Origin of the sequence: Bradyrhizobium sp. STM 3557 (assembly GCF_045571465.1) — a bacterium.
Lineage (GTDB): Bacteria > Pseudomonadota > Alphaproteobacteria > Rhizobiales > Xanthobacteraceae > Bradyrhizobium.
In genome coordinates this window covers 1951886-1973670 of record NZ_CP120697.1, presented here as the reverse complement: position 1 = coordinate 1973670, position 21785 = coordinate 1951886, and the positions used below count along the sequence as shown (strand labels likewise).

20 protein-coding genes are annotated in these 21785 nt (G+C 65.4%); 9 read left to right on the top strand and 11 right to left on the bottom strand.

Features of this window, described 5'->3' with window-relative positions; all coding sequences use genetic code 11:
* Nucleotides 1-118: 118 nt before the first annotated feature.
* The 3 genes from P6U24_RS08940 to P6U24_RS08930 all read right to left on the bottom strand — a co-directional run bounded on the left by P6U24_RS08940 (nucleotide 119) and on the right by P6U24_RS08930 (nucleotide 3663).
* The gene (locus P6U24_RS08940) at nucleotides 119-1783 is read right to left on the bottom strand and encodes a thiamine pyrophosphate-binding protein (RefSeq protein ID WP_407158766.1); all 1665 of its coding nucleotides are present in this window, start codon (nucleotides 1781-1783) and stop codon (nucleotides 119-121) included.
* 130 nt (nucleotides 1784-1913) lie between these two features.
* Nucleotides 1914-2393 carry a GFA family protein gene (locus P6U24_RS08935; RefSeq protein WP_407158765.1) on the bottom strand — a complete coding sequence of 160 codons (480 nt, stop codon included), beginning with the start codon at nucleotides 2391-2393 and terminating at the stop codon, nucleotides 1914-1916.
* 145 nt (nucleotides 2394-2538) lie between these two features.
* Entirely contained in the window at nucleotides 2539-3663 is a 1125-nt protein-coding gene (locus P6U24_RS08930; protein ID WP_407158764.1) for an alkene reductase, read from the bottom strand.
* A 99-nt stretch (nucleotides 3664-3762) separates the two neighbouring features.
* On the opposite strand from P6U24_RS08930, the gene P6U24_RS08925 reads away from it, so the two are divergent.
* The gene (locus P6U24_RS08925) at nucleotides 3763-4140 is read left to right on the top strand and encodes a winged helix-turn-helix domain-containing protein (RefSeq protein WP_407160402.1); all 378 of its coding nucleotides are present in this window, start codon (nucleotides 3763-3765) and stop codon (nucleotides 4138-4140) included.
* A 193-nt stretch (nucleotides 4141-4333) separates the two neighbouring features.
* On the opposite strand, the gene P6U24_RS08920 is transcribed toward P6U24_RS08925, so the two are convergent.
* Nucleotides 4334-5830: an aldehyde dehydrogenase family protein gene (locus P6U24_RS08920; RefSeq protein WP_407158763.1), complete on the bottom strand. Its 1497-nt coding sequence runs from the start codon at nucleotides 5828-5830 to the stop codon at nucleotides 4334-4336.
* A 207-nt stretch (nucleotides 5831-6037) separates the two neighbouring features.
* Between P6U24_RS08920 and P6U24_RS08915 the strand changes: the two genes are divergently transcribed.
* A complete protein-coding gene (locus P6U24_RS08915; protein ID WP_407158762.1) occupies nucleotides 6038-6889 on the top strand; it encodes an SDR family NAD(P)-dependent oxidoreductase in 852 nt (283 codons plus the stop codon).
* Nucleotides 6890-7122: 233 nt separating this feature from the next.
* Here the strand turns inward: P6U24_RS08915 and P6U24_RS08910 are convergent, their stop codons facing one another.
* The 6 genes from P6U24_RS08910 to P6U24_RS08885 form a co-directional block, all read right to left on the bottom strand.
* Nucleotides 7123-7500: a hypothetical protein gene (locus P6U24_RS08910; protein WP_407158761.1), complete on the bottom strand. Its 378-nt coding sequence runs from the start codon at nucleotides 7498-7500 to the stop codon at nucleotides 7123-7125.
* 464 nt (nucleotides 7501-7964) lie between these two features.
* Nucleotides 7965-8171 (bottom strand): hypothetical protein, encoded by a 207-nt coding sequence (locus P6U24_RS08905; RefSeq protein WP_407158760.1) that lies wholly within the window; start codon nucleotides 8169-8171, stop codon nucleotides 7965-7967.
* Between the two features lie 230 nt (nucleotides 8172-8401).
* Nucleotides 8402-9601 carry a hypothetical protein gene (locus tag P6U24_RS08900; protein WP_407158759.1) on the bottom strand — a complete coding sequence of 400 codons (1200 nt, stop codon included), beginning with the start codon at nucleotides 9599-9601 and terminating at the stop codon, nucleotides 8402-8404.
* Between the two features lie 30 nt (nucleotides 9602-9631).
* The gene (locus P6U24_RS08895; protein WP_407158758.1) at nucleotides 9632-10687 is read right to left on the bottom strand and encodes a hypothetical protein; all 1056 of its coding nucleotides are present in this window, start codon (nucleotides 10685-10687) and stop codon (nucleotides 9632-9634) included.
* 179 nt (nucleotides 10688-10866) lie between these two features.
* On the bottom strand, nucleotides 10867-11142 hold the full coding sequence (locus P6U24_RS08890) for a YiaA/YiaB family inner membrane protein (RefSeq protein ID WP_407158757.1): 276 nt from the start codon (nucleotides 11140-11142) through the stop codon (nucleotides 10867-10869).
* 45 nt (nucleotides 11143-11187) lie between these two features.
* Complete coding sequence (locus tag P6U24_RS08885) at nucleotides 11188-11883, bottom strand: PspA/IM30 family protein (protein WP_407158756.1); 696 nt, start codon at nucleotides 11881-11883, stop codon at nucleotides 11188-11190.
* A gap of 102 nt (nucleotides 11884-11985) precedes the next feature.
* Here P6U24_RS08885 and P6U24_RS08880 point away from each other — a divergent pair, with 102 nt between their 5' ends.
* The 3 genes from P6U24_RS08880 (at nucleotide 11986) to P6U24_RS08870 (ending at nucleotide 14725) form a co-directional block, all read left to right on the top strand.
* Nucleotides 11986-12600 (top strand): TetR/AcrR family transcriptional regulator, encoded by a 615-nt coding sequence (locus tag P6U24_RS08880; protein WP_407158755.1) that lies wholly within the window; start codon nucleotides 11986-11988, stop codon nucleotides 12598-12600.
* A gap of 172 nt (nucleotides 12601-12772) precedes the next feature.
* Nucleotides 12773-14227 (top strand): dihydropyrimidinase, encoded by a 1455-nt coding sequence (gene hydA, locus P6U24_RS08875; RefSeq protein WP_407158754.1) that lies wholly within the window; start codon nucleotides 12773-12775, stop codon nucleotides 14225-14227.
* A gap of 210 nt (nucleotides 14228-14437) precedes the next feature.
* Nucleotides 14438-14725 (top strand): hypothetical protein, encoded by a 288-nt coding sequence (locus tag P6U24_RS08870; RefSeq protein WP_407158753.1) that lies wholly within the window; start codon nucleotides 14438-14440, stop codon nucleotides 14723-14725.
* A gap of 33 nt (nucleotides 14726-14758) precedes the next feature.
* Here P6U24_RS08870 and galE read toward each other — a convergent pair whose 3' ends face one another.
* Nucleotides 14759-15754, bottom strand: coding sequence for a UDP-glucose 4-epimerase GalE (gene galE / locus P6U24_RS08865; RefSeq protein WP_407158752.1), 996 nt, complete (start codon nucleotides 15752-15754; stop codon nucleotides 14759-14761).
* Nucleotides 15755-16064: 310 nt separating this feature from the next.
* On the opposite strand from galE, the gene P6U24_RS08860 reads away from it, so the two are divergent.
* The 4 genes from P6U24_RS08860 (at nucleotide 16065) to cysN (ending at nucleotide 21777) form a co-directional block, all read left to right on the top strand.
* Nucleotides 16065-17198, top strand: a complete 1134-nt coding sequence (locus P6U24_RS08860; RefSeq protein ID WP_407158751.1) for an HlyD family secretion protein — start codon at nucleotides 16065-16067, stop codon at nucleotides 17196-17198.
* A complete protein-coding gene (locus P6U24_RS08855; protein WP_407158750.1) occupies nucleotides 17185-18810 on the top strand; it encodes an MFS transporter in 1626 nt (541 codons plus the stop codon). Before P6U24_RS08860 ends, P6U24_RS08855 begins: the two co-directional genes overlap by 14 nt.
* Nucleotides 18811-18949: 139 nt before the next feature.
* Entirely contained in the window at nucleotides 18950-19888 is a 939-nt protein-coding gene (cysD, locus tag P6U24_RS08850) for a sulfate adenylyltransferase subunit CysD (protein WP_407158749.1), read from the top strand.
* Nucleotides 19888-21777, top strand: coding sequence for a sulfate adenylyltransferase subunit CysN (gene cysN / locus P6U24_RS08845; RefSeq protein WP_407158748.1), 1890 nt, complete (start codon nucleotides 19888-19890; stop codon nucleotides 21775-21777). Before cysD ends, cysN begins: the two co-directional genes overlap by 1 nt.
* The last annotated feature ends 8 nt before the right edge of the window (nucleotides 21778-21785 follow it).

Sequence of the window (21785 nt, the reverse complement as noted above, 5' to 3'; positions counted from 1 at the left end):
GCATCTCTGGCACGATCGCCTGTACAAACAGGCCGGTAGGCGGCAGTCCTCGCGCATCCTGAGATCTCGATCGCGGTCAAACATCATCCGATCTCTCGAGCACAGAGCGGCTCCGTCCTCAATTCACCGCATGGCTCACCATCACCTCAATCAGCTTCGCGCCCGGACGACTGAAGGCATCCGACAGTTTCGGCTTCAGCGCGCGCGGATCGGTGATTCGGATGGCTTCCAGGCCGAGCGACCGCGCCATCCCCCCGAAATCGACCGGCGGGTCGGCAAAGTCCATGCCGATGTAGTTGTCGTCGCCATGGAACGAGAGCAGCCGCTGCTTGATGATGCGGTAGCCGCCATTGTTGACGATGACGATCGAGAGCGGCAGCTTGTGATGCGCCGCGGTCCACAGCGCCTGGATCGAATACATCGCGCTGCCGTCGCCGGAATAGCACACCACGGGACGATCCGGATTGGCAAGGCTGACCCCGACCGAGGCCGGCAGGCCCCAGCCGATGCCGCCCGAAGCCAGGCCGTGATAGCTGTAGCGATCGCGATAAGGCCTTAAGCCCGTCATGTGGCGCGACGAGGTCAGGCCTTCGTCGACCAGGATTGCATGGGCGGGCATGGCGTCCGCCACCTGCAACGCGAGATAGTCGGGATCGATCGGCGAGGTCTCACTCGCCTTCCCAATCTGCTCGGCCAACGTCTTGCGCCGCGCGGTCCAGTTCCTGGATGAGAGCTCGGCGATGCCCTGCTTGGACCGCGCAGCGAGCGCGGCGCCGCCGCTCTTCCGCAGCAATGGCGTCAATGCCCGCAGCGTTTCGCGCACGTCGGCCTTGAGCGCGATCTCGGCGGCGAAATTCTTCGCCAGGTCCCAATCGACCAGGCCGACCTGCACGATCGGCAAGCCATCGGGTAGCGGCTCGACCTCGCTGTGCACGGACATTCGCAAGGGATCGGCGCCGAGCACGATCAGAAGATCATACGGTGCGAGCAGATCCCTCACCTGCTTCTGCGATCGTGACAACGCGCCGATAAAGCACGGGCTCTCCGAGAGGAAATGCGCGCCATAGGGCGTGGACTGCTGATAGGCGGGACAGCCCAGCGCCTCGGCGAAGTGCGCGGCCTCCGCAAGCGCATCGCTCTTGACGATCTCGTCCCCGGCAATGATGACCGGCCGCTGCGCCCTGAGGATGCGCTGCGCCAGCGCTTGCAGCGCCTCGTCCGATGGCTTGACGCGCGCATCGATGCGGGTCGAATGGCCGAGTTCGATGCCCGCTTCGGCGTTGAGGATGTCGCCTGGCAGCGAGATGAACACGGGCCCCGTCGGCGGCGTGGTCGCGACCTTGGCCGCGCGGCGCACGATGCGGGGCAAATCTTCCAGGCGTGTCACCTCGACCGCCCATTTCACCAGCGGCTCGGCCATCCGCACCAGCGGGCCATAGAGCAGCGGCTCCATCAGGCCGTGGCCCTGCTCCTGCTGGCCGGCGGTGAGGATCATCGGCGTGCCGGTGAACTGCGCGTTATAGAGCGAGCCCATTGCATTGCCGAGACCGGGCGCGACATGGACGTTACAGGCGACCAGCCGGCCCGAGGCGCGGCTGTAGCCGTCGGCGATCGCCACCACCAGGCTCTCCTGCATCGCCATCACATAAGTGAGGTCCGGATGGTCCTTCAGCGCATGCATGATCGGCAGCTCGGTGGTGCCGGGATTGCCGAACAGATGGGTGATGCCCTCGTCCTTGAGCAGCGCCAGGAAAGCCGAGCGGCCGGTGATACGGTTTTTCATTGATGTCCTCCGGCCCGCGATCATTGCGCAGGCGTGCCGCAATCCTTGCCGATCACGGCAACGGCTTCAACGGACTGCGCTCATGGCTGCAATGCAAGTGGCTACAATCCAGCGCCGACCGCACGCCGCATCAGAACATGCCCTCACGGTCGCTGCGCTTCTTGCGCTGCGCGCGCTGCCAGACCACGCCGGGATAGCCCTTCAGCGGCACCAACGGCGCACCGGTATAGGCCCAGTCCGGCGCCTCCTCGATCGCGATGTGATAGAGCGGCTCCCGCCCGGTGCGCGAAGTAAACAGCGCACGCGGAATGTTGATCATGTGGGCCGAGCGGGCGCGCTCGTAAAACAGCGGCGAGCCGCAGATGCTGCAGAAGCTGCGCACCGTCTTGGTGGCGTCGTCCTCGTAGCGCGAGATCGCCTCTTCGCCTGATGTGATGCGGAAGCGTTTGCGCCAGCTCCCGACATAGGTCGCGTAGGCCGCGCCATGAGCCCGCCGGCTCCCGGCAGAATGATCATGCCACGCCCACCGCGCCGGCACATCGATCTCGAAGGCGACGCGGCCGCAGAGGCACTGGCCGGCGGCAATGCCGGCGGGAGCTAGTTTAGACATGAGGAAACGCTCTCTCCGTCATTGCGAGCGAAGCGACGTGCCCGCCATAGCCCCAAGGGTGACGGCGGAAGCAGTCCAGCGCCACGCGAAGATACTGGATTGCTTCGTCGCTTGCGCTCCTCGCAATGACGCCGTTGAAACGGCGTCACGCATCGGCCATCTCGTCATACGCGGGATAGTCCGTATAGCCCTTCTCTGCGCCGCCATAGAAGGTCGGCCGATGATAGGGCGTCAGCGGGAAGCCGTGCTGCAGGCGGCGCGGCAGGTCCGGGTTGGAGATGAAATAGCGGCCGAACGCCACCGCGTCGGCGTGCCCCTCCGCGATCGCCGCATTGGCGCTGTCGCCGACGAAGCCGCCGGCCGCGATCAGCACGCCGTTCCAGATCGGACGGAACAACACCATCGCGGAAGGCACGTTCTGCCAGTTGACGTCGGCGCGGCCGGCACCGGAAGAGCGCGGCTCCAGCAAATGCAGATAGGCAAGGCCGAGCGGATTGAGCGCCTCGACGGCACAGGTGTAGAGCGGCATCGGGTCCGGCTCGCCGGAGCCGTTGGCGATGCCGTAAGGCGACAGCCGCACGCCAACGCGGTCGGCACCGTAGACCTCGATCACGGCCTGCGTCACCTCCAGCAGAAAGCGAATGCGGTTCTCGATGGAGCCGCCGTAAGCGTCGGCGCGCTGGTTGCTGCGCGACTGCAGGAACTGCTCGATCAGATAACCGTTGGCGCCGTGCACCTCGACGCCGTCGAAGCCTGCGGCGAGCGCGTTGCGCGCCGCTTGCGCATACGCGGCGACGATGCCGGGGATCTCGTCGGTCGCGAGCGCGCGCGGCGTCTCATAGGACGCGAGCCTGCCGTCCGACGTCATTGCCTTCAGGTCGCCGCCGATCGCGATGGCGGACGGCGCCACGGGCAGCGCGCCGCCCGGCTGGAACGAGGAATGCGACACGCGCCCGACGTGCCAGAGCTGCAGGAAGATGATGCCGCCTTTGGCATGGACGGCGTCGGTGACGCGCTTCCAACCCGCGACCTGCGCTTCGCTGTAGATGCCCGGCACGTTCGGATTGCCGAAGCCGGTCGACAGCACCGGCGAAGCCTCTGCGATGATCAAGCCACCCGGCGTCGCACGCTGCGCATAATATTCGGCATTGAGCGCACGCGGAGCCAGCGTGCCCGGCTCGGCGCGCATCCGCGTCAAGGGCGCCATCACGACGCGGTGTGCAAGCTCGAACGGGCCGATCTTGAGCGGCGAAAACAACGCAGGAAGCATCTCTCCCCCAATACTTGTCGTGTGATCCAGGTGCGCTCATCTTGTTCGCAAACGGCCGGAGTGGCAATGTCCAGCACGTCTTCGGAAAGCATCGCCTCCATGCCGAAATCGAGCGCCCTTCCCTCCCTCAGCCTGCGCATTGACCTCGATTCCGGCGAGCGGATCGGACCGGGCAAGATCGCGCTGCTCGAGAACATCGACCGTCACGGCTCGATCTCGGCGGCAGGCCGCGCCATGGACATGTCATACAAGCGCGCCTGGGACCTCGTCGACGAGATCAACCGCATCTGCCGCCAGCCGGTGGTAGAACGGCAGACCGGCGGCAAGAATGGCGGCGGCGCCGCGTTGACGGCATTCGGCGAGGCGCTGGTCGAACGCTATAGACGGATCGAGCGCAATGCGGCGAGCGCCGTGAAGAAGGATCTCGCCGCGCTCCGCAGCGATATCGAGAAGCCGAAGAAGGGCGGGGGAAAGTAGTTCAACTTCGCTTGTGCTATATGAGCGAGCCGATCTGCCGCCGCACCAGAGGTGCATTTCCTCCCCCTTGTGGGAGAGGGCTAGGGAGGGGGGTAAGCCACGAGCACCGTGCGCTTGGTACCCCCTCCCCAACCCTCCCCCACAAGGGGGGAGGGAGCACATCGCCGCTGTGGCTTAGAAAAAACGACTCAGATCAAGCCGTCTTGATCCAGACCGCCTTGACGTTGAGATATTCCTCGACGTGCTGCTTGCCGGACTCGCGGCCGTAGCCCGACATCTTGTAGCCGCCGAACGGCACCGCCGGATCCATCGCCTGATAGCAGTTGACCCAGACCGAGCCGGCGCGCAGCGCCTTCGCGACCTGGTGCGCCTTGCTGACGTTGGTGGTCCACACGCCGGAGCCGAGACCGAACATGGTGGCGTTGGCGCGCTTGATCAGCTCGTCGGTGTCCTTGAAGGAGATCGCCGAGATGACGGGACCGAAAATCTCCTCCTGCGCGATGCGCATGGAGTCCTCGACATTGGCGAACACCGTGGGCTGCACGAAATAGCCTTTGGCGAGCGCACCCTCAGTGAGCTTGCCGCCGCCGGCCACCGCGCGCGCCCCCTCCTTCTGGCCGATCGACAGATAATCGCTGACGCGATCATATTGCTGCTGCGACACCAGCGGGCCGACTTGCGTGTTCGGATCGAGGCCGTTGCCGACCTTGAGCGACTTGCCATACTCGGCGACGCGGTGGACGAACTCGTCATAGATCTTGCTCTCGACGAACAGGCGCGTGCCGGCGCTGCAGATCTGGCCTGAGTTGGCGAACACCGCCATCGCGGCGCCGGGGACTGCGGCATCGAGATCGGCATCGGCGAACACGATGTCCGGCGACTTGCCGCCGAGCTCGAGCGAGACGCGCTTGAGGTTGCCGGCGGACGCGCGGATGATCGACTGCCCTGTGATGTGCGAGCCGGTGAAGGCGACCTTGTCGACATCGGGATGCGAGGCGAGCGCGGCGCCCGCGGTCTCTCCATAACCCGGCACCACGTTGACGACCCCTGCGGGAATGCCGGCTTCCAGGCACAATTCCGCCAGCCGCAGCGAGGTCAGCGGCGCTTCCTCCGCCGGCTTCAAGACCACGGTGCAGCCGGTCGCAATCGCCGGGCCGATCTTCCAGATTGTCGCCGTCAGCGGCCCGTTCCAGGGAATGATGGCGCCGACCACGCCGACCGGCTCCTTCAAGGTGTAGGAGAAGATCTCACCCGGCAGCGAATTCTCGATGGTCTCGCCGTGCAGTGCGACAGCCTGGCCGGCATAATAGCGCAACATGCCGAGTGCGCGGCCGCGATAGGCGCGGGTGCGGCTGAGCGGCGCACCCATGTCGACGGTATCGAGCGCGGACAGCTCGTCAAAGTGCTTCTCAACGAGATCGGCGAGCTTGAGCAGCAGCATCTGCCGCTCATAGGGCCTGGCCTTGCTCCAAGGACCTTCGAAGGCGCGGCGCGCTGCCGCAACGGCGCGGTTGATGTCCTCGGCATCACCCTCGGCGACGGTGGCGAGCAACTCGCCCGTGGCGGGATTGTGAGTCTCGAAGCGCTTGCCGGATGCCGCATCGACCCATTTGCCGTCGATCAGCATCTGCTTATAGGAACCGTCGGCATAAGGATGGCGCGTGAGCGGAATGGCCTCTGTCACAGCCATGATGTTTCTCCCTGAGATGTGCTGATATCTGACGCGATGGCGCGGCGGCCCGTTATGTCGGCAAACCTACAACGCGCAGGCGATGACGTAAAGCAAACGGGCCTCTGCACCGGCGAAGATCACCCATGCCGAGAGCGTGGATGGCGATCGGGCGCTGTGGCATAGTTGCGGGCAGCATCACGCGCGCAACTGCCGGGAGTATTCAACGTGGCCCACCCCGCTCTGTCCCCCGATCACACTGCCGTCATCACCGGCGGCGCCTCTGGCATCGGGCTCGCCGCTGCCAAACGCATCGCAAGCCTTGGCCTGAACGTCTGCATTGCCGATGTCGACGCCGCCAGATTGAAGGATGCCGCCACGGATTTGTCATCAGCCGCCAAGCGCGGCGCGGACGCGATCATGACGGAGATCGTCGACGTCAGCCGCCGCGACAGTGTCGAACAGTTGGAACAGGCGGTGCGCACGCGCTTCGGAGCGACCCACGTGCTGATGAACAATGCTGGCATTCAGCCCGGCAGCAGGATGTTCGGCTCCGAGCAGACCTGGCAACGTATCCTCGGCGTCAATTTGTGGGGCATCATCCACGGCTCGCAGGTATTCGCGCCGAACATGATTGCGCACGGCCGCCCTTCGCTGATCATCAACACCGGCTCCAAGCAGGGCATCACCACGCCGCCGGGCGATCCCGCCTACAACGTGTCCAAGGCAGCTGTGAAGGCGTTCACCGAGGCGCTGCAGCACGAGCTGCGCAATACGCCGGATTGCAAGGTCTCGGCGCATCTGTTCATCCCCGGCTTCGTCTTCACCGCGCTGACGGCCAATGGCCGCACCGAGAAGCCAGCCGCTGCCTGGACGCCGGAGCAGACCGTGGACTTCATGCTTGAGCGCGTCGCGGCCGGCGACTTCTACATCCTCTGCCCCGATAACGACGTGCCGCGCGCGCTCGACGAGCGGCGCATCCTGTGGGCGGCCGGCGACATCGTCGAGAACCGCCCGCCCCTGTCGCGCTGGCATCCCGATTATGCCGAGGCGTTCGCAGCATTCGTGAAGGGAGAGTAAGCTCCGTCATTGCGAGCGAAGCGAAGCAATCCAGAATCAGGAAGGGAGTCTGGATTGCTTCGTCGCCTGCGGCTCCTCGCAATGACGCGTGGAGAAAGCACGCCATTATCTCAACGCTGTCATTCCGGGGCGCCGGAAGAGCGAGCCCCGTATCATACTCACGATGGTGGGTATGGATTCCGGTTTCGTGGACTGCGTCGCGCCCGGAATGACGATCGAGAGAGGTGCAAACGTCAATTCGCCCGGATCATCACCTGTGCTGGCTGCGCCGCCAGCGCCTCGCCGAGCTCGCTCTGCTGCTCGCGCGGGATCGAGAAGCACACCGAAAATCCGTCGACGGTGCGAAAGGTCAGCATGCCCTGGGTCGGATCGGAGGATTGCTCGACCGCCCATGAGGCCAAGGGATAGGCGTAGCGCAAGGACGCGTCGCCATAGCGGACCTGCAGCGCCTTGTCGATCAGGCCGGGCAGCGTCATCGCCAGCGCGCCGACCTGGTTCAGCGACAGCTTCAAACTGGCCGACCGCCCGTCCGCATCGATGAAACCGAGCGAGACGGCGCCGCCATCATCGGCGATTTCGCAAGACGTCAGCGAGCGCGATTCGATCTTCATCGGCCTTCTCCGGGCGGCATCGTTATATCTACTGGACTATATCGTCGCGATGAGCCAAGTCCAGCTATGATGCGCCAGTCAAGCGATCATAACAGCAATGAAGGCCCGCGGGCGGCACCCAGACCTATTCCAGTTTGGAATGATCCAAAGTTGCGCGATCGCGCAACGAGCTACGCCCTCGAGCGGCGGCTTCGCCGGCTCAATCAGCTTCTCTGGGCTGCATCAGCGTGAACTTTGCGACCTCGACGCGCTGGAGGCGCCGTGGCGCGTCTCGCGGCATTCTGCGCTGCCAAACGCGGAAGCGCACATCACGGTATGCGAGGCCGTGAAGCAGGCATGAAGGAGGGATCCGCGCTTCATCGTCATTGCGAGCGAAGCGAAGCAATCCAGACTGCCCCCTTTGATGCAATCTGGATTGCTTGGTCGCTGCGCTCCTCGCAATGACGCGAGACCTATCCCGGCGCCTACAGCGTCTCCTGCTTGTGGCCGCATTCCTTGCAGGCGAACTTGACGCGGGTGGCGCCGCGCTCGGCCGAGAGCCGGTTCGGCGCGCCGCATTTGCCGCACACGGCGTCGATCCGCGTGTTGCCCTGCTTGATCGCGAGCGTCCGCTTTTCCATGGCTTCGCGAACCAGCCGCTCCGCCTCTTCCCGCATCGACTGTTTCGACATGTCCCCGGCCCAGCTGAATCGAATGCCGATCACCTCTTGCCATGATGACATGACGGTTTGACAGCAGGCGCAGCACAGGTGTGGTCTACACGATGCGCGCTGCCACCGGCAAGGCAGTGCGCGGCAGCTGTGAAGAATCGGAAGCAGAATGCAACCTGGCCGGTAGCTGGTTCTGCCTCAGGCGATGTTCCGCACAAGCTCGCATCGCGGCAACGGCCGAAGACCGCCTCTCATGCCCGCTCCGGTGCCGAAGCCAGCAACCGCCGCACCAGCGCGAGCGCGGTTTCGGTGGCCGGATCGGCCGAGGTCACCGGCACCGCCAGCACGATCAGGTCGAGCGGATCGTGCGACAGCACGATCACGTGCGTGGCGCTGTTCGCCGTCATCAGCGACACCATGCGCTCGACCGGGGGGTCGGTCGCGGGCAATCCCCATGGCGCGTCGGGCCGGCGCAGCACCCGCCGTGCCGAGAGGAAATCGCGCAAGAGCGGAGGATCGTAGGCGGCCAGCTCGCTCTCGCGATAGCGGCGCGCGCTCTCGAAGATCGGATGGCGCGCGAGTTCGCAGATGAACTCGTCCCGGGTGCGTGCCGGAGAGGCCGCGAGCGAGTTCAACACGCCCGGCTCCTGGGATTCGAACAGCGCGCGCAGCGCATCGGTCATCAGACCGATGGTGAGCACGCCTGCAACCGCAACGGCACAGAAGCGGATGAGCTGCGCGGCGTCGACATCGCCTGCCATGAACGCCGCGGCGAGGCCGAGCAGCGCCGAGCTGATCAGCCGGAGCGCCATCAGGATGAGCCCGTGGCGGCGCGTCTCGGCGCCGCCGCCGGCGATCAGCATCACGGTGACGGTGAGCAGCGCGCCCAGCGCGCCGAGCCGGACCGGAATGTGAGGAAACAGCGAGCGGAAGTCGGTCAGGATGAAGGGCAGCACCAGCAGCGCGCCGACCGCGAGGCGCGCGACGCTGCGGTTCTCCGAGGCCATCAGATCAGCACGATCGCGCGTCGCGAGCAGGACGGCGCAAACCGCGATGCCGGCTAGTTGAAACAGCGACAGCGCGATCGCGTAAACCTTGTCGAATTGCGGCAGGCCGGGCAGGCCGGCAAGCGCCAGCAGGACGCCGCCGACCAGCACGATCAGCTTGATCGCGCGCGGGGCGTGCCGGCGCAGCATGCCCTCGGTCACGATCAGGGCGCCGAGCGGAATCAGCGCGGCAGGAATGACGGAGAAGCGATCCAGCCCGGTGCTGCCGGTCCACCACGCGGCACCCCGCACCAGGAACAGGGACGCGATCACGCCCAGCGCCACCAGCAGGCGGAACGTCAGCGGGCTCTTCGGATCGCGCCGGTAGAACGTCATCATCGCGACGCAAAGCCCGATCGCGCCGCAGAGATTGACGATGGAATCGGCGGTCATGCCCGGCGTCATCGGTGCCCCACCGTGATCACCAAACCGAGCTCAGCGCGCATCGCGTGCCTCCCGCGCCTCTCGATGTGCCCTGGGTCGCAGCGTGCCGAAGGCGCGGCTGTCATCCAGCCAATGGATGAGCGGCAGCAGCAGTCGCTGCAGCGCCAGCACGGCAGAGGTGGCGAGCAGCGCCGGCAGCGAGCCGGATGGCACTTCGCGTAGCAGGTAGCGCCGCGCGCCGGCGAGATCGATGCGTCCGATCTGCAGCACATCGTCGCCTCTGACATAATCGAGCTCGCGCGCACAGAATTCGTTGTAGATCGCGCTGCGATGCTTCGGCGCGACCTCGAATGTCTTCTTGAGCGCATCGGAGCCGCCGGTATAGGCATCGGTGATGACGAACCTTGTCTCGTCGAAACCGGCCTCGGCGCCGACGCCGAACACCGCGCGATGCCGCGCCATGATGCCGCGCGCAAGCTGCAGATGGGCAAAGCTCTGGCGGCTGCCCGGCAGCGGCGACGGAAACACATCGGAGAAGGTGTCGCTGACCATGCCGACCACGGCCGGCACCTGCGTGACGTTGGATATCCATTTCGGCCGCAGGCCGTCGCGTGCGAACAGCACCAGCGCGGTGAGGCCATAGAGCACCCAGGACAGACCCTGCCCGCGCACATCAGGATCGACCATCACGAGGCCAAGATGCGTCACCGCGACCGGCTCGCCATCGAGCCCGACATCCATCACCGACAGCGCGTTGAAGGCGATCGGCTGGCCTGTCTCCTCGTCGCAAATCAGGGTGATGATTGCGCGCTTCAGCCGCTCGGGCTCGCCGGAAAAGACGCCGTAGGTCAGGCTCTCCGCCGGCAGCGTCTTGGCAGCGACCATCCGCAGTTGCGCAACCAGCGTGTCGAGTTCGTCGCGCGGCAGCGACAGGCCCGGTGATTCGATGATGCGGGTGAGCTGGCGCGTGCCGGTGCGCAGCCTGAGATCGATGGTGGGCTGCGACAGAGCCTTCAGCCAGAAGGCGACATAACCGCGCAGCCGCGCGAGGGCCGCGAAGCTCGATCTCCTCCGTACCGTCGGATCGTCGTTGTCGAGAGACGCCATCGCCTGCCCCTGATTGCGCGCGATCGTCGCCGCCCCGCCCTAAAGGACATTGAGCGTCACCCGGCACGATCATCACAGGGTAAACGATATCTTGCGCCGGGCCTTGCAAAGCAAGCGCGACAGCGGATGCGATACGCATCCGCTGTCGTTGTTCTGTCGGTCTCGACTGGCGAGCGAAATTACGCCGCCTTGGAGACTTCCATCAGCAGTCGCTCGGCCTTGGCATCCTCGATCCGGTTCACGAGCTTGCTGCTCTCGTGATTGTCGCGCACCGTCTTGGTCAGCGTGACGCAGGTCTGCACCAGCATGACGATGCCCATCGCGAGATAGCCCTTCATCCAGAGATCAATCGGCAGGAAGAACACGCCGACGGCAACCAGGAAAGCCGATGCGGCGAAGGACGCATAGGTGAAGGTGACCCAGGCACCGGTGTGAGCTTGGACATTCTGGTTCATGACAATCTCCTTTAAGGCTTGGATTGGGTTGATCGATGGTTCAGGTCAGGCGGCGGTGGTGCGGCTGGCCTTCAACCGGGCCAGCACGTCGTCTGCGGTGGTCTTGATCCGGGGGCCGAAGCCCTGTTCGGCGAGCCGTTCGGCAACGCTGAGCGGACCAGTCGCGGCATCGAGCTCCATGAGCGCCTCGTCCGCGGCCTGGGCCTCGATCTGGCGCTCGCGCAGCCGCTTCAAGGTCGCCTCCGCTTCCGGCAGCGTGCATTCGTAAGGACGCGCCGCCTCGATGCCGCCGCGCCGCAAGTTACGCACGGCCTCCGCGGCGCGCGCGATGCGCCGGCCGCGATCGAGCTCGCCGATCCGTGCTTCCGCGCCTGCAACATGCCGCTTCAATCGCGCGATCTCGGCGGCGAACAGCGCGCGCGCCGTCCTGGCGGCATCACGCTCGGCCTCGAGATTGGCGATCGCCTGCGCGGCCTCGCGGGCGAGATCCTCGCGTCCGGCGTCGAGCGCGGCACTGGCGCGGACCTCGACGTCGGTGATGCGGGCGCATGTCGCCTCGAGGCGCTTGCCCTCCTGCTGATCCTGCGCGATGGCCAGCGCCAGCGCGCGCTTGCTGCGCTCGACCGCGGCAGCGGCATCGCGCATCTGCTGGTCCAGGATCACGAGCGCCGTCCGATCCTGCAGCTCCTCCTCCGCCACGGCCACGGTGCCGCGAAAAAGGGTCAAAACGGTCTTGAACATTGTTGGCTCCCTGCTATGAGCATTGCTCATGCAAGGTTTGTAGCTCAGATTTGAGCGACGCTCAAGAGATATTTTGAGCAATGTTCAGGGGTATGGTTAACGATGTCCAAAACATTGGAGCGGCGCGCCAAGCAGCGCGAGGCGCTGATCGAGGCCGCAGAGCGGGCGATGGCCGCGCGGGGTCTGGCCGGGCTCAAGACGCGCGACCTTGCCCAGGAGATCGGCGTCGCCAACGGCGCCGTCTACAATCTTGTCGCCGACGTCGACGAACTCGTGCTCATGGTCGGCTCGCGCACGCTGGCGCGGCTCGATACGGCCCTCTCGGACGCCGAGGGTAATGGCCCGCCAGCGCCGGCCGAGACGCTGGTCCGCATCGCGATTGCCTATTGCGATTTCGCGGCTGCCAATCTCGAGCTGTGGCGCGCGCTGTTCGAGCACCGCATGGCGCCGGACAAGCCGCTGCCGGACTGGGCCATCAGCGACCAGATGCATCTGTTTCGTCATATCCATCAGCCGCTCGCGGTGCTGTTCCCACGGCAGCCGGCACAGGAGATCAGCGTGACCGCGCGCAGCCTGTTCTCGGCCGTGCATGGGATGGTGGCGCTCGGGCTGGAGCAGAAACTGATCGCGGTGCCGCTCAGCGCTTTGCGAAAGGAGATCGCGACCATGGTGCAGGCGATGGTCACGGGGCTGGTGGCGAACGCAAGCTCGGGCTGATAGCAGCCGGTGCCGCGGCGATTCTGGAATGAAGGCGTAAGCCCTCGCACGCCGGCCGGTCACCATCTGACTAAAATTTCGGCTCCGAAGCGATCTCGTCGCGCGCTAGGCTGCAAGCGGCGGCCGATCAGTTGCGCCGCCACATCTCTGTCATTCGTGCCGGAAACATCTCATGGCCCTTCTCATTCGCGGCGGCACGGTGGTGAATCATGATCATTCGCGCCGCGCCGACGTCCTGATCGACGGCGAGCGCATCGTCGCCATTGCGCCGGCGATCGATCCACCCTCCTCCGCCGACATCATCGATGCCGGCGGCGCCTACGTGCTGCCCGGCGGCATCGATCCGCACACCCATCTCGAAATGCCGTTCATGGGCACCGTCACCGCCGACGATTTCGAATCGGGCACCAAGGCCGCGCTCACTGGCGGCACGACGATGGTAGTCGATTTCTGCCTGCCTGACCCCGGGCAATCCATGCTCGCGGCGTATCAGGACTGGCGGCGCAAATCGGAACGGGCTGCCGCCGACTACGGCTTCCACATGGCGGTGACCTCGTGGTCGAAGCAGATATACGACGAGATGGAGACGGTGGTCAGGACCTACGGCATCAACACCTTCAAGCATTTCATGGCCTACAAGGGCGCGCTGATGGTGAACGACGACGAGCTCTACAACTCGTTCGCCCGCTGCGCCCAGCTTGGCGCGATGCCGCTGGTGCATGCCGAAAATGGCGACGTGATCGCGCGCATGCAGGAGGCCTTTCTTGAGCGCGGCGTCACCGGCCCGGAAGGACATGCGTTCTCGCGGCCGCCCGAGGTCGAAGGCGAGGCCACCAATCGCGCGATCATGATCGCCGACATGACCGGTGCGCCGCTCTACGTGGTGCATACGAGCTGCCGGCAATCGCTTGAGGCGATCGCGCGGGCACGCGCCGCCGGGCAGCGCGTCTATGGCGAGCCGTTGATCCAGCATCTGCTGCTCGACGCGGACGAATATCGGTCTGGTGACTGGGACCATGCGGCCCGTCGGGTGATGTCGCCACCGTTCCGCGACAAGGTGCATCAGGACAGCTTGTGGGCTGGCCTGCAGTCGGGTTCGCTGCAGGTGGTGGCGACCGATCACTGCGCCTTCACCACCGAGCAGAAGCGGCTCGGCCGCGACGACTTCCGCAGGATTCCGAACGGGACCGGCGGGCTCGAGGACCGCATGCCGCTGCTCTGGACCGCGGGCGTGACGACCGGCCGGCTGACGAAAGAGGAGTTCGTGGCGGTGACCTCGGCCAATATCGCACGCATCCTCAATATTTTCCCGCGCAAGGGAGCCGTTGCGGCGGGCTCGGACGCCGATCTCGTGGTGTGGGATCCCGCCGCCCGCAAGACCATCAGCGCGAGTCGTCAGTTCAGCCGCATCGACTACAACGTGTTCGAGGGCTTCACCTGCCAGGGCGGCCCGGCCGTGACGCTGTCGCGCGGTCGGATTGCGTGGGCCGATGGCGAGCTGCGCGCCGAGGCCGGCGACGGCCGCTATGTCGAGCGCCCGGCCTTCCCGCCCGTGCATGTTGCCAATTCGACCTGGAAGCAGCTCACCACGCCCGCGGCCGTGCAGCGCGGCGCCATCACGCCCTGAGCTATGTCGTCTGCAGACGGTTCAAAAGAGATCTCCGAGGTGTCATTGCGAGCGAAGCAATCCGGTAAGAAAATGAAGTCTGGATTGCTTCGTCGCTGTCGCTCCTCGCAATGACGACGCTTATAAGCTCCGGCGGCTGCCGGGCCATTCCTCTCAGAACAATGGGCATTTACAACCGAGCGTACGGCCAAATTTACCGGTCGGAAAGGCTTGCTGGCGTTCAATTGCGCCATGGCACAGATACGCATGGACGTTCGCGATTCGCACGGGCAGCCGCTGCCGGCGCTTTGTGACGAGTTTCTCGACCTCGGGCTCCCGGTCGATCATTCGCGCCTGGCGCAGAGCCTGCTACAGATGATCCGGAGCGAACGCGGCCAGTCCTTGGCCCATAGCGTCCACCTGATCCGCGATGGCGAGGAGATCGGGTCCTGGTCGGTCGAGCGTGAACGCGCCGACGCCGCGCGCGCGGGCAAACGCACGTCTCCCGTTGCCGCCTGAGCCGAGATAACGACGTCTCCTGCCGGTCGCGCCTCAGCCGCGGCGCGGATGGGCCTTCTGATGCCAGGCCCAGGCCGAGCGGATGATGTTCGGCAGGTCGGAATGTTGCGCCTTGAAACCAAGCTCGCGTTCGGCATGTGCGGGATCGGCGACCAGGATGGCCGGATCGCCGGCACGGCGCTCGCGCATCACCACCGGGACGGCCTCGCCGGTCTCGCGATGGATCGCATCGACGATCTCCTTGACCGAATAGCCGGTGCCGGTGCCGAGATTGTAGACCCCGCCGGGCTGCCCCTGCAACAGCCGGTCGAGCGCGGCGATATGGGCAACCGCGAGATCGTCGACGTGGATGTAGTCGCGCACCGCGGTCCCGTCAGGCGTGTCGTAATCGGCTCCGAAGATCGCGAAATCCCCGACATGGCCCTGCAGCGCCATCAGCGCGCGCGGGATCAAATGGGTTTCCGGCTCGCGCATCTCGCCGATCACCGCAGAGCTGTCTGCACCGCAGGCATTGAAGTAGCGCAATGCGATCGAGGCGAAACCATAGGCGGCGCGGTAGTCGGCCAGAATCTGCTCGATCATGTATTTGGAGCGGCCGTAAGGGTTGACGGTCGGCCCGGCCGCGCTCTCCGGAATCGGCTCACGCCCGGCATTGCCATAGACCGCGCCTGTGGATGAGAACACCAGCCGGTCGCAGCCGGCGGCGCGCATGCCCTGCAGCAGGCCGAGCGTGCCGGCGACATTGTTCAAGTAATAGGCCTGCGGGTCGGCGACGGATTCGCCGACCGCGCTCGATGCCGCGAAATGCATCACGGCCCGCACGTCATATTTCTGGATTGTCGTAGCGACCTTGATGCTGTCGGCGACGTCGCCGACCACCAGCGGTCCCCATTGCACGAAGCTGCGATGGCCTGTCGCCAGATTGTCGTAGCAGACCGGCAGGAATCCGGCATCAGCCACCGCCTTGCTGCAATGAGATCCGATATAGCCGGCGCCGCCGGCGATCAGAATCGCGCCCTTGCTTGCCATGAATGCGAAACGCCTCTCTTGAAATCACTGGACAGCCGGGCGCCCCGGCGAAATGCGCCGCACCATAGAGCATTGTCGGCCGCGATACAAAATGCCCCTCCGCACAGCGTTAATCGGCCTGGATCGAAGCATCCGATCGACAGGCGGGGCGGTTCCAGATTTTCTCAAAGTGCACGATGCGGCGGACGCGCCGCGGCCCAGCCGCTCCGGGTGCGGCTGGTCCATATCGCGAATTTGCCTTAGAGAATCATCATATCCCGATGTTCGTCGCGACCAGCCTTTCGCGCGGCATGGCCATGGAGAGACATTCTTGAGTCGAGAATCGAGCGTCGCCGCCGCTCCCCAAGCGCCTGCAGCGGCTCCAGCCGCGCCGCCTCACCCGCATGGCGCGCTGGCGCGGCTCGTGATCCCGCTGCTCGCCATCATCATCGCTCTCGGTTTCGTGGCACTGGCGACGCTGCGGTGGGATGCGTGGGTCGGCAATGCCGGGACACAGACCACCAACGATGCCTATGTGCGCGCCGAGATGGCAAGGCTTTCGAGCCGCGTCGCCGGCGAAGTGCTGAAGGTCGAGGTCACCGACTTCCAGCGCGTCAAGGCTGGCGATCTCCTGGTGCAGATCGATCCCGCTGACTACGAAGCACAGGTCGCACAGGCCGAAGCTGCGGTAGAGGCCGCACAGGCCACGCTCGACAATCTGAGCAACCAGATCGAGCTGCAATATGCCACGATCGCGCAGGCCCAGGCTTCGCAGGTGGCCGCGTCCGCGGCCGATGTCGAGGCACGCCAGGAACAGGAACGCCAGCAATCGCTCTCGCAGACCGAGGCCGGCACAAGGCAGAAGCTGGAGCAGGCGACCGCTGCCTACGCGAAAGCCGAGGCTGATCTGCGCGCCAGCCGCGCCGTGATCGCCGCGCAACAGCATCAGCTCGAGGTGTTGCAAGGCACGAAGAAGCAGCGAGCGGCGGAGATCGCCGGCGCCAAGGCGCAGCTCGCTGCGGCCAAGTTGAAGCTCGGTTATACCAAAATCCTGGCACCGTTTGACGGCGTCGTCAGCGAGCGCCAGGTGCAGCCCGGCGACTACGTCAACATCGGCAGCAATTTGATCGACGTGGTGCCGCTGCCGCACGTCTATGTGATCGCGAACTACAAGGAGACGCAGCTCACGCATGTGGTGCCGGGCCAGCCGGTCGAGATCACGGTTGACAGCTTCCCGGGACGGACGCTGCACGGCCACGTCGAGCGGATCGCGCCGGCCTCGGGCTCGCAATTCGCGCTGCTGCCGCCGGACAATGCCACCGGCAATTTCACCAAGGTCGTGCAGCGCATCCCGGTGCGCATCGCGTTCGACGACAACCAGCCCTTGCTCGAAAAGCTGCGCCCGGGCATGTCGGTCGTGACCCACATCCATATCGACGGCGATCGCGGCGATGGCAGAAAATGACGCGGCGAGCCGCGGGCCGGTCTCGCGCGGCGAGGTCGCGCGCTATCCGCTGTTCGCCGTCGGCGCGGTGCTGCTCGGCGCCTTCCTTGCCAATTTCGACAGCCGGCTGACCACCGTCGGCCTGCCCGACCTGCGCGGCGCCTTCTCGCTGACCTTCGACGAAGGCGCCTGGCTCTCCACCGCCGCAATCGGCTCGCAGATACTCATCGCGCCTGCTGTGGCCTGGCTCGCCACCGCGTTCGGGCTCCGCCGCGTGCTCGGCATCCCCAGCCTGATCTATGCCGCGGTGTCGCTGGTGATCCCCTTCGTCCACCATTTTCCGACCCTGATCGTGCTCAGCGTCCTGCATGGCATGCTGCTCGGCACCTTCGTGCCGGCGACGTTGATGATCATCCTGCGCAACCTGCCGATTCGCTGGTGGCTGCCTGCCATCGCGATCTATGCGATCCGCGTCGGCTTCGCGCTTGACAGCTCGACTTCGCTGGTCGGCCTCTATGTCGAGCATCTCGGCTGGCAATGGCTCTATTGGCAGGGCGTGGTGATCGCCCCGCTGATGGGACTCATGGTCTACCTCGGCACGCCTGCTGAAGAGGTGAATCACGAGTGCCTGAAGGACGCCGATTGGGGCGGCATGCTGCTGCTCGGCACCTCGATGGCAATGATCTATGCCGGGCTCGACCAGGGCAATCGGCTCGACTGGCTCAACTCCGGCACCGTGATCGCGCTGCTGTTCGGCGGTGCCTTGCTGTTCGTCTGCTTTCTGGTCAACGAGGCGCTGGCTCCGCAGCCATGGGCTCATTTCAAGATATTGTTCTCCCGCAATATCGGGCTCTCGCTCGCAATCCTGCTGCTCTACACGATGACCGGCCTGTCCAACGCATCGCTGGTGCCGAACTTCCTCGGCACCGTCACCCAGCTCCGGCCGGAGCAGAGCGGCGCGCTGCTGTTGGTCTGGGGCGCGCTGCCGATGTTCGTGCTGGTGCCGGCCTCGATTGTCCTGCTTCGCCACTTCGATTCGCGTCTCGCCATCGTGATCGGCTTCACGGCTTTCGCCACGGCAAATCTGCTGGGAACGCAACTGACGCACGACTGGGCACGCGAGGACTTTACACTCATCGTGGCGCTGCAGTCGGTCGGACAGGCCTTCCTGGTGCTGCCGATCATCATCACGTCGCTGGCCAATTCCGACCCGACCCGCGCCACGGCCTATGCCGCCTATATCCAGGTCATGCGGCTCGGCGGTGCCGAGATCGGCGTGGCGCTCATGGGCACCTGGCTTCGGGTGCGCGAGCAGGTCAACTCGGCCTATCTCGGCCCGCATGTGCAGAGCGGCGATCCCGACGTGATGAAGGTGCTGCAGGCGCTGATCAATCACTTCACGAGCTTTGGTGCCGGCTCGGCGCAAGGTCGCGCGATCGGCACCCTTGCCGCGGAGGTGCAGCGCGAGGCCAATGTGCTGGCCTATATCGACGCTTTCTGGCTGTGCTTCTACTTTGCGATCGCCGGGCTCGTGCTGACGGCGCTGCTGACCCGCGCACCGCAAGGGCCGCTGTCGCAGACGCCGCTCAATCTCGGTGCGATGTTCCGTGGTCTGCGGCCGCGGCCGCGCTGACCCCCGGGCCCTACGCCGGCCAAATTGACAGGATCGTTTGGCTGCGCAAGACACGCGCCGGCAGGCCTACCCCCCGCGGTTCCGCGACGTTGCGGACCTCGCCATCGGCCGGTATAGCAGCTCAGATGCACGGACGGACATGAACGACGCCTCGACCACAGCGGCCCCGCGGCCCCGCAAATTGCCTGCGCATCTCCGGCGGCTCGAGGCCGAGTCGATCGAGATCATGCGGGAGGTGGTCGCGGAGTTCAAAAAGCCTGTCATGCTGTACTCGATCGGCAAGGACTCCAGCGTCATGCTGCACCTGGCGCTGAAGGCGTTCCATCCGGCCCGGCTGCCGTTTCCTCTGCTGCACGTCGACACCACCTGGAAGTTTCGCGAGATGATCGCCTTCCGCGATGCGACGGCGCGCAGGCTCGGGCTCGACCTGATCGTGCATGTCAATCAGGACGGCGTTGCGCGCGGCGTCGATCCGATCAGGTCCGGCTCGTCGTTGCACACCCATGTGATGAAGACCGAGGCGTTGAAGCAGGCACTCGACCTGCATGGCTTCGATGCCGCCTTCGGCGGCGCGCGGCGTGATGAGGAGAAGAGCCGAGCAAAGGAGCGCATCTTTTCGTTCCGCTCCAAGGGGCATGTCTGGGATCCGCGCAATCAGCGGCCCGAGCTGTGGAACCTCTACAACACGCGGATCGCGCCGGGCGAATCCATCCGGGTGTTTCCACTATCGAACTGGACCGAGCTCGACATCTGGGACTACATCGCCTGCGAGGCCATCCCCGTGGTGCCGCTCTATTTCGCTGCCGAACGCCCGGTCATCAATCGCGACGGCACCTTGATCATGGTCGATGACGAGCGCCTGCCGCTCGCGCCGGGCGAACGGCCGCAGCTGCGCCGCGTGCGCTTCCGCACCCTTGGCTGCTATCCCTTGACAGGCGCGATCCTGTCCGACGCGACCAGCCTCGACGACATCCTGGCAGAGATGCGCGTCACACGCTTCTCGGAACGGCAGGGGCGGCTGATCGACAGCGACGAGAGCGCGTCGATGGAGAAGAAGAAGAAGGAGGGCTATTTCTGATGACCTCCTTGGCGCCGATGGATAAGGCTATTCGATCCAGGGACAGCCGCAAGGACCTGCTGCGCTTCCTGACCTGCGGCTCGGTCGACGACGGCAAGTCGACCCTGATCGGGCGCTTGCTGCACGATTCCAGGCTGCTCACCGAGGACCAGATGTCGACCCTGGCGCGGGACTCGGCGCGGCACGGCACCACCGAGGACGAGCTCGACTATGCGCTGCTGGTCGACGGGCTGGAAGCCGAGCGCGAGCAGGGCATCACGATCGACGTTGCCTATCGCTATTTCACCACCGCGCGGCGCAGCTTCATCGTCGCCGATACGCCGGGCCACGAGCAATATACGCGCAACATGGCGACGGGCGCCTCCAAGGCCGATCTCGCGGTGCTGCTGGTCGATGCCCGCAAAGGCATTCTGGTGCAGACGCGCCGCCACTCGCTGATCGCTGCGATGCTCGGGCTGAAGCACGTCGTGCTCGCGATCAACAAGATCGATCTGGTCGGTTTCGATCCATTGACCTATGAGCGGATCGTCGCCGACTACACGGCCTTTGCCGCCCCGCTTGGTTTCGCCTCCGTCGTCGCGATTCCCATCTCGGCGCGCCACGGCGATAACGTGACCCGGAGCTCGGCGAACACGCCCTGGTACAGCGGCCCTGCCCTGCTCGATCATCTGGAGACGGTCGATGTCACGAGTGACACGAGCGCGCGGCCGTTCCGCTTTCCAGTGCAATGGGTGAACCGGCCGAACCTCGATTTTCGCGGCTATGCCGGCACGGTTGCGTCGGGAGCGATCCGCATCGGCGATCCCATCGTGGTCGCCGGCTCCGGCCGCGCATCACGCGTTCGGCAGCTCGTGACCTTCGACGGACCGCTCGATGAGGCCCGTGCCGGCGATGCAGTGACCATCGTGCTCGAGGACGAGATCGACGTCGCGCGCGGCGATCTTATGGCTGCGCCGCAGGCGCGCCCCGAGGTTTCCGACCAGTTCGCCGCTCACGTCATCTGGATGAGCGAGCACGCGCTGATCCCCGGCCGCTCCTATCTGGCGCGCATCGGCACCCGGACCACGCCGATCACGGTCACCGCGATCAAGTATCGGATCGACGTCAACACGCGCGAGCACCTGGCGGCGACCACACTCGCGCTGAACGACATTGGGCTGTGCAATCTCGCGACCGACAGCCCGGTGGCGTTCGACTCCTACGAGGCCAACCGCAGCACCGGCTGCTTCATCATCATCGATCGCTACAGCAACGCCACCGTCGGCGCCGGCATGATCAGCTTCGGCCTGCGCCGCGGCACCAATGTGCATTGGCAGCCGCTTTTGATCGGCAAGACCGAGCGCGCCCTGCTGAAGCAGCAGCGGCCGGCGATCCTGTGGTTCACCGGGCTATCGGGCGCCGGCAAGTCCACCGTCGCCAATCTGGTCGAGCAGAAGCTCCATGCCGCCGGCGGCCATACCATGCTGCTCGACGGCGACAACCTGCGCCATGGCCTCAACCGCGATCTCGGCTTCACCGAGGCGGATCGGGTCGAGAACATCCGCCGCGTCGGCGAGGTCGCCAAGCTGATGACCGACGCCGGGCTGGTGGTGCTGTGCTCCTTCATCTCGCCCTACCGTGCCGAGCGCGAGGCGGTGCGCAGCCTGGTCCCATCAGGCGACTTCATCGAGATCTTCATCGACACCCCGATCGAGGAATGTGTGCGGCGCGACCCGAAAGGGCTCTACGCCAAGGCCAAGGCCGGCACGATCAAGAATTTCACCGGCTTCGATGCGCCCTACGAGGCACCGGAACATCCCGAGCTGCACGTGACGACGGTCGGCCGAACGGCCGAAGAGCTCGCCGACCTGATCATCGCGGAGCTGAGGCTGCGCGGCATCACGCGCTGATCGTCAGA

Excerpts from the sequence above, each read along its gene's own strand:
- P6U24_RS08935 (WP_407158765.1), bottom strand. The coding sequence starts at position 2,393 with ATGTCTAAACTAGCTCCCGCCGGCATTGCCGCCGGCCAGTGCCTCTGC.
- galE (WP_407158752.1), bottom strand. The coding sequence starts at position 15,754 with ATGGCAAGCAAGGGCGCGATTCTGATCGCCGGCGGCGCCGGCTATATC.
- P6U24_RS08895 (WP_407158758.1), bottom strand. The coding sequence starts at position 10,687 with ATGGCGTCTCTCGACAACGACGATCCGACGGTACGGAGGAGATCGAGC.
- P6U24_RS08925 (WP_407160402.1), top strand. The coding sequence starts at position 3,763 with ATGCCGAAATCGAGCGCCCTTCCCTCCCTCAGCCTGCGCATTGACCTC.
- P6U24_RS08900 (WP_407158759.1), bottom strand. The coding sequence starts at position 9,601 with ATGACGCCGGGCATGACCGCCGATTCCATCGTCAATCTCTGCGGCGCG.
- P6U24_RS08890 (WP_407158757.1), bottom strand. The coding sequence starts at position 11,142 with ATGAACCAGAATGTCCAAGCTCACACCGGTGCCTGGGTCACCTTCACC.
- P6U24_RS08930 (WP_407158764.1), bottom strand. The coding sequence starts at position 3,663 with ATGCTTCCTGCGTTGTTTTCGCCGCTCAAGATCGGCCCGTTCGAGCTT.
- P6U24_RS08885 (WP_407158756.1), bottom strand. The coding sequence starts at position 11,883 with ATGTTCAAGACCGTTTTGACCCTTTTTCGCGGCACCGTGGCCGTGGCG.
- P6U24_RS08855 (WP_407158750.1), top strand. The coding sequence starts at position 17,185 with ATGGCAGAAAATGACGCGGCGAGCCGCGGGCCGGTCTCGCGCGGCGAG.
- P6U24_RS08940 (WP_407158766.1), bottom strand. The coding sequence starts at position 1,783 with ATGAAAAACCGTATCACCGGCCGCTCGGCTTTCCTGGCGCTGCTCAAG.
- P6U24_RS08905 (WP_407158760.1), bottom strand. The coding sequence starts at position 8,171 with ATGTCGAAACAGTCGATGCGGGAAGAGGCGGAGCGGCTGGTTCGCGAA.
- hydA (WP_407158754.1), top strand. The coding sequence starts at position 12,773 with ATGGCCCTTCTCATTCGCGGCGGCACGGTGGTGAATCATGATCATTCG.
- P6U24_RS08910 (WP_407158761.1), bottom strand. The coding sequence starts at position 7,500 with ATGAAGATCGAATCGCGCTCGCTGACGTCTTGCGAAATCGCCGATGAT.
- P6U24_RS08920 (WP_407158763.1), bottom strand. The coding sequence starts at position 5,830 with ATGGCTGTGACAGAGGCCATTCCGCTCACGCGCCATCCTTATGCCGAC.
- cysD (WP_407158749.1), top strand. The coding sequence starts at position 18,950 with ATGAACGACGCCTCGACCACAGCGGCCCCGCGGCCCCGCAAATTGCCT.
- P6U24_RS08880 (WP_407158755.1), top strand. The coding sequence starts at position 11,986 with ATGTCCAAAACATTGGAGCGGCGCGCCAAGCAGCGCGAGGCGCTGATC.
- cysN (WP_407158748.1), top strand. The coding sequence starts at position 19,888 with ATGACCTCCTTGGCGCCGATGGATAAGGCTATTCGATCCAGGGACAGC.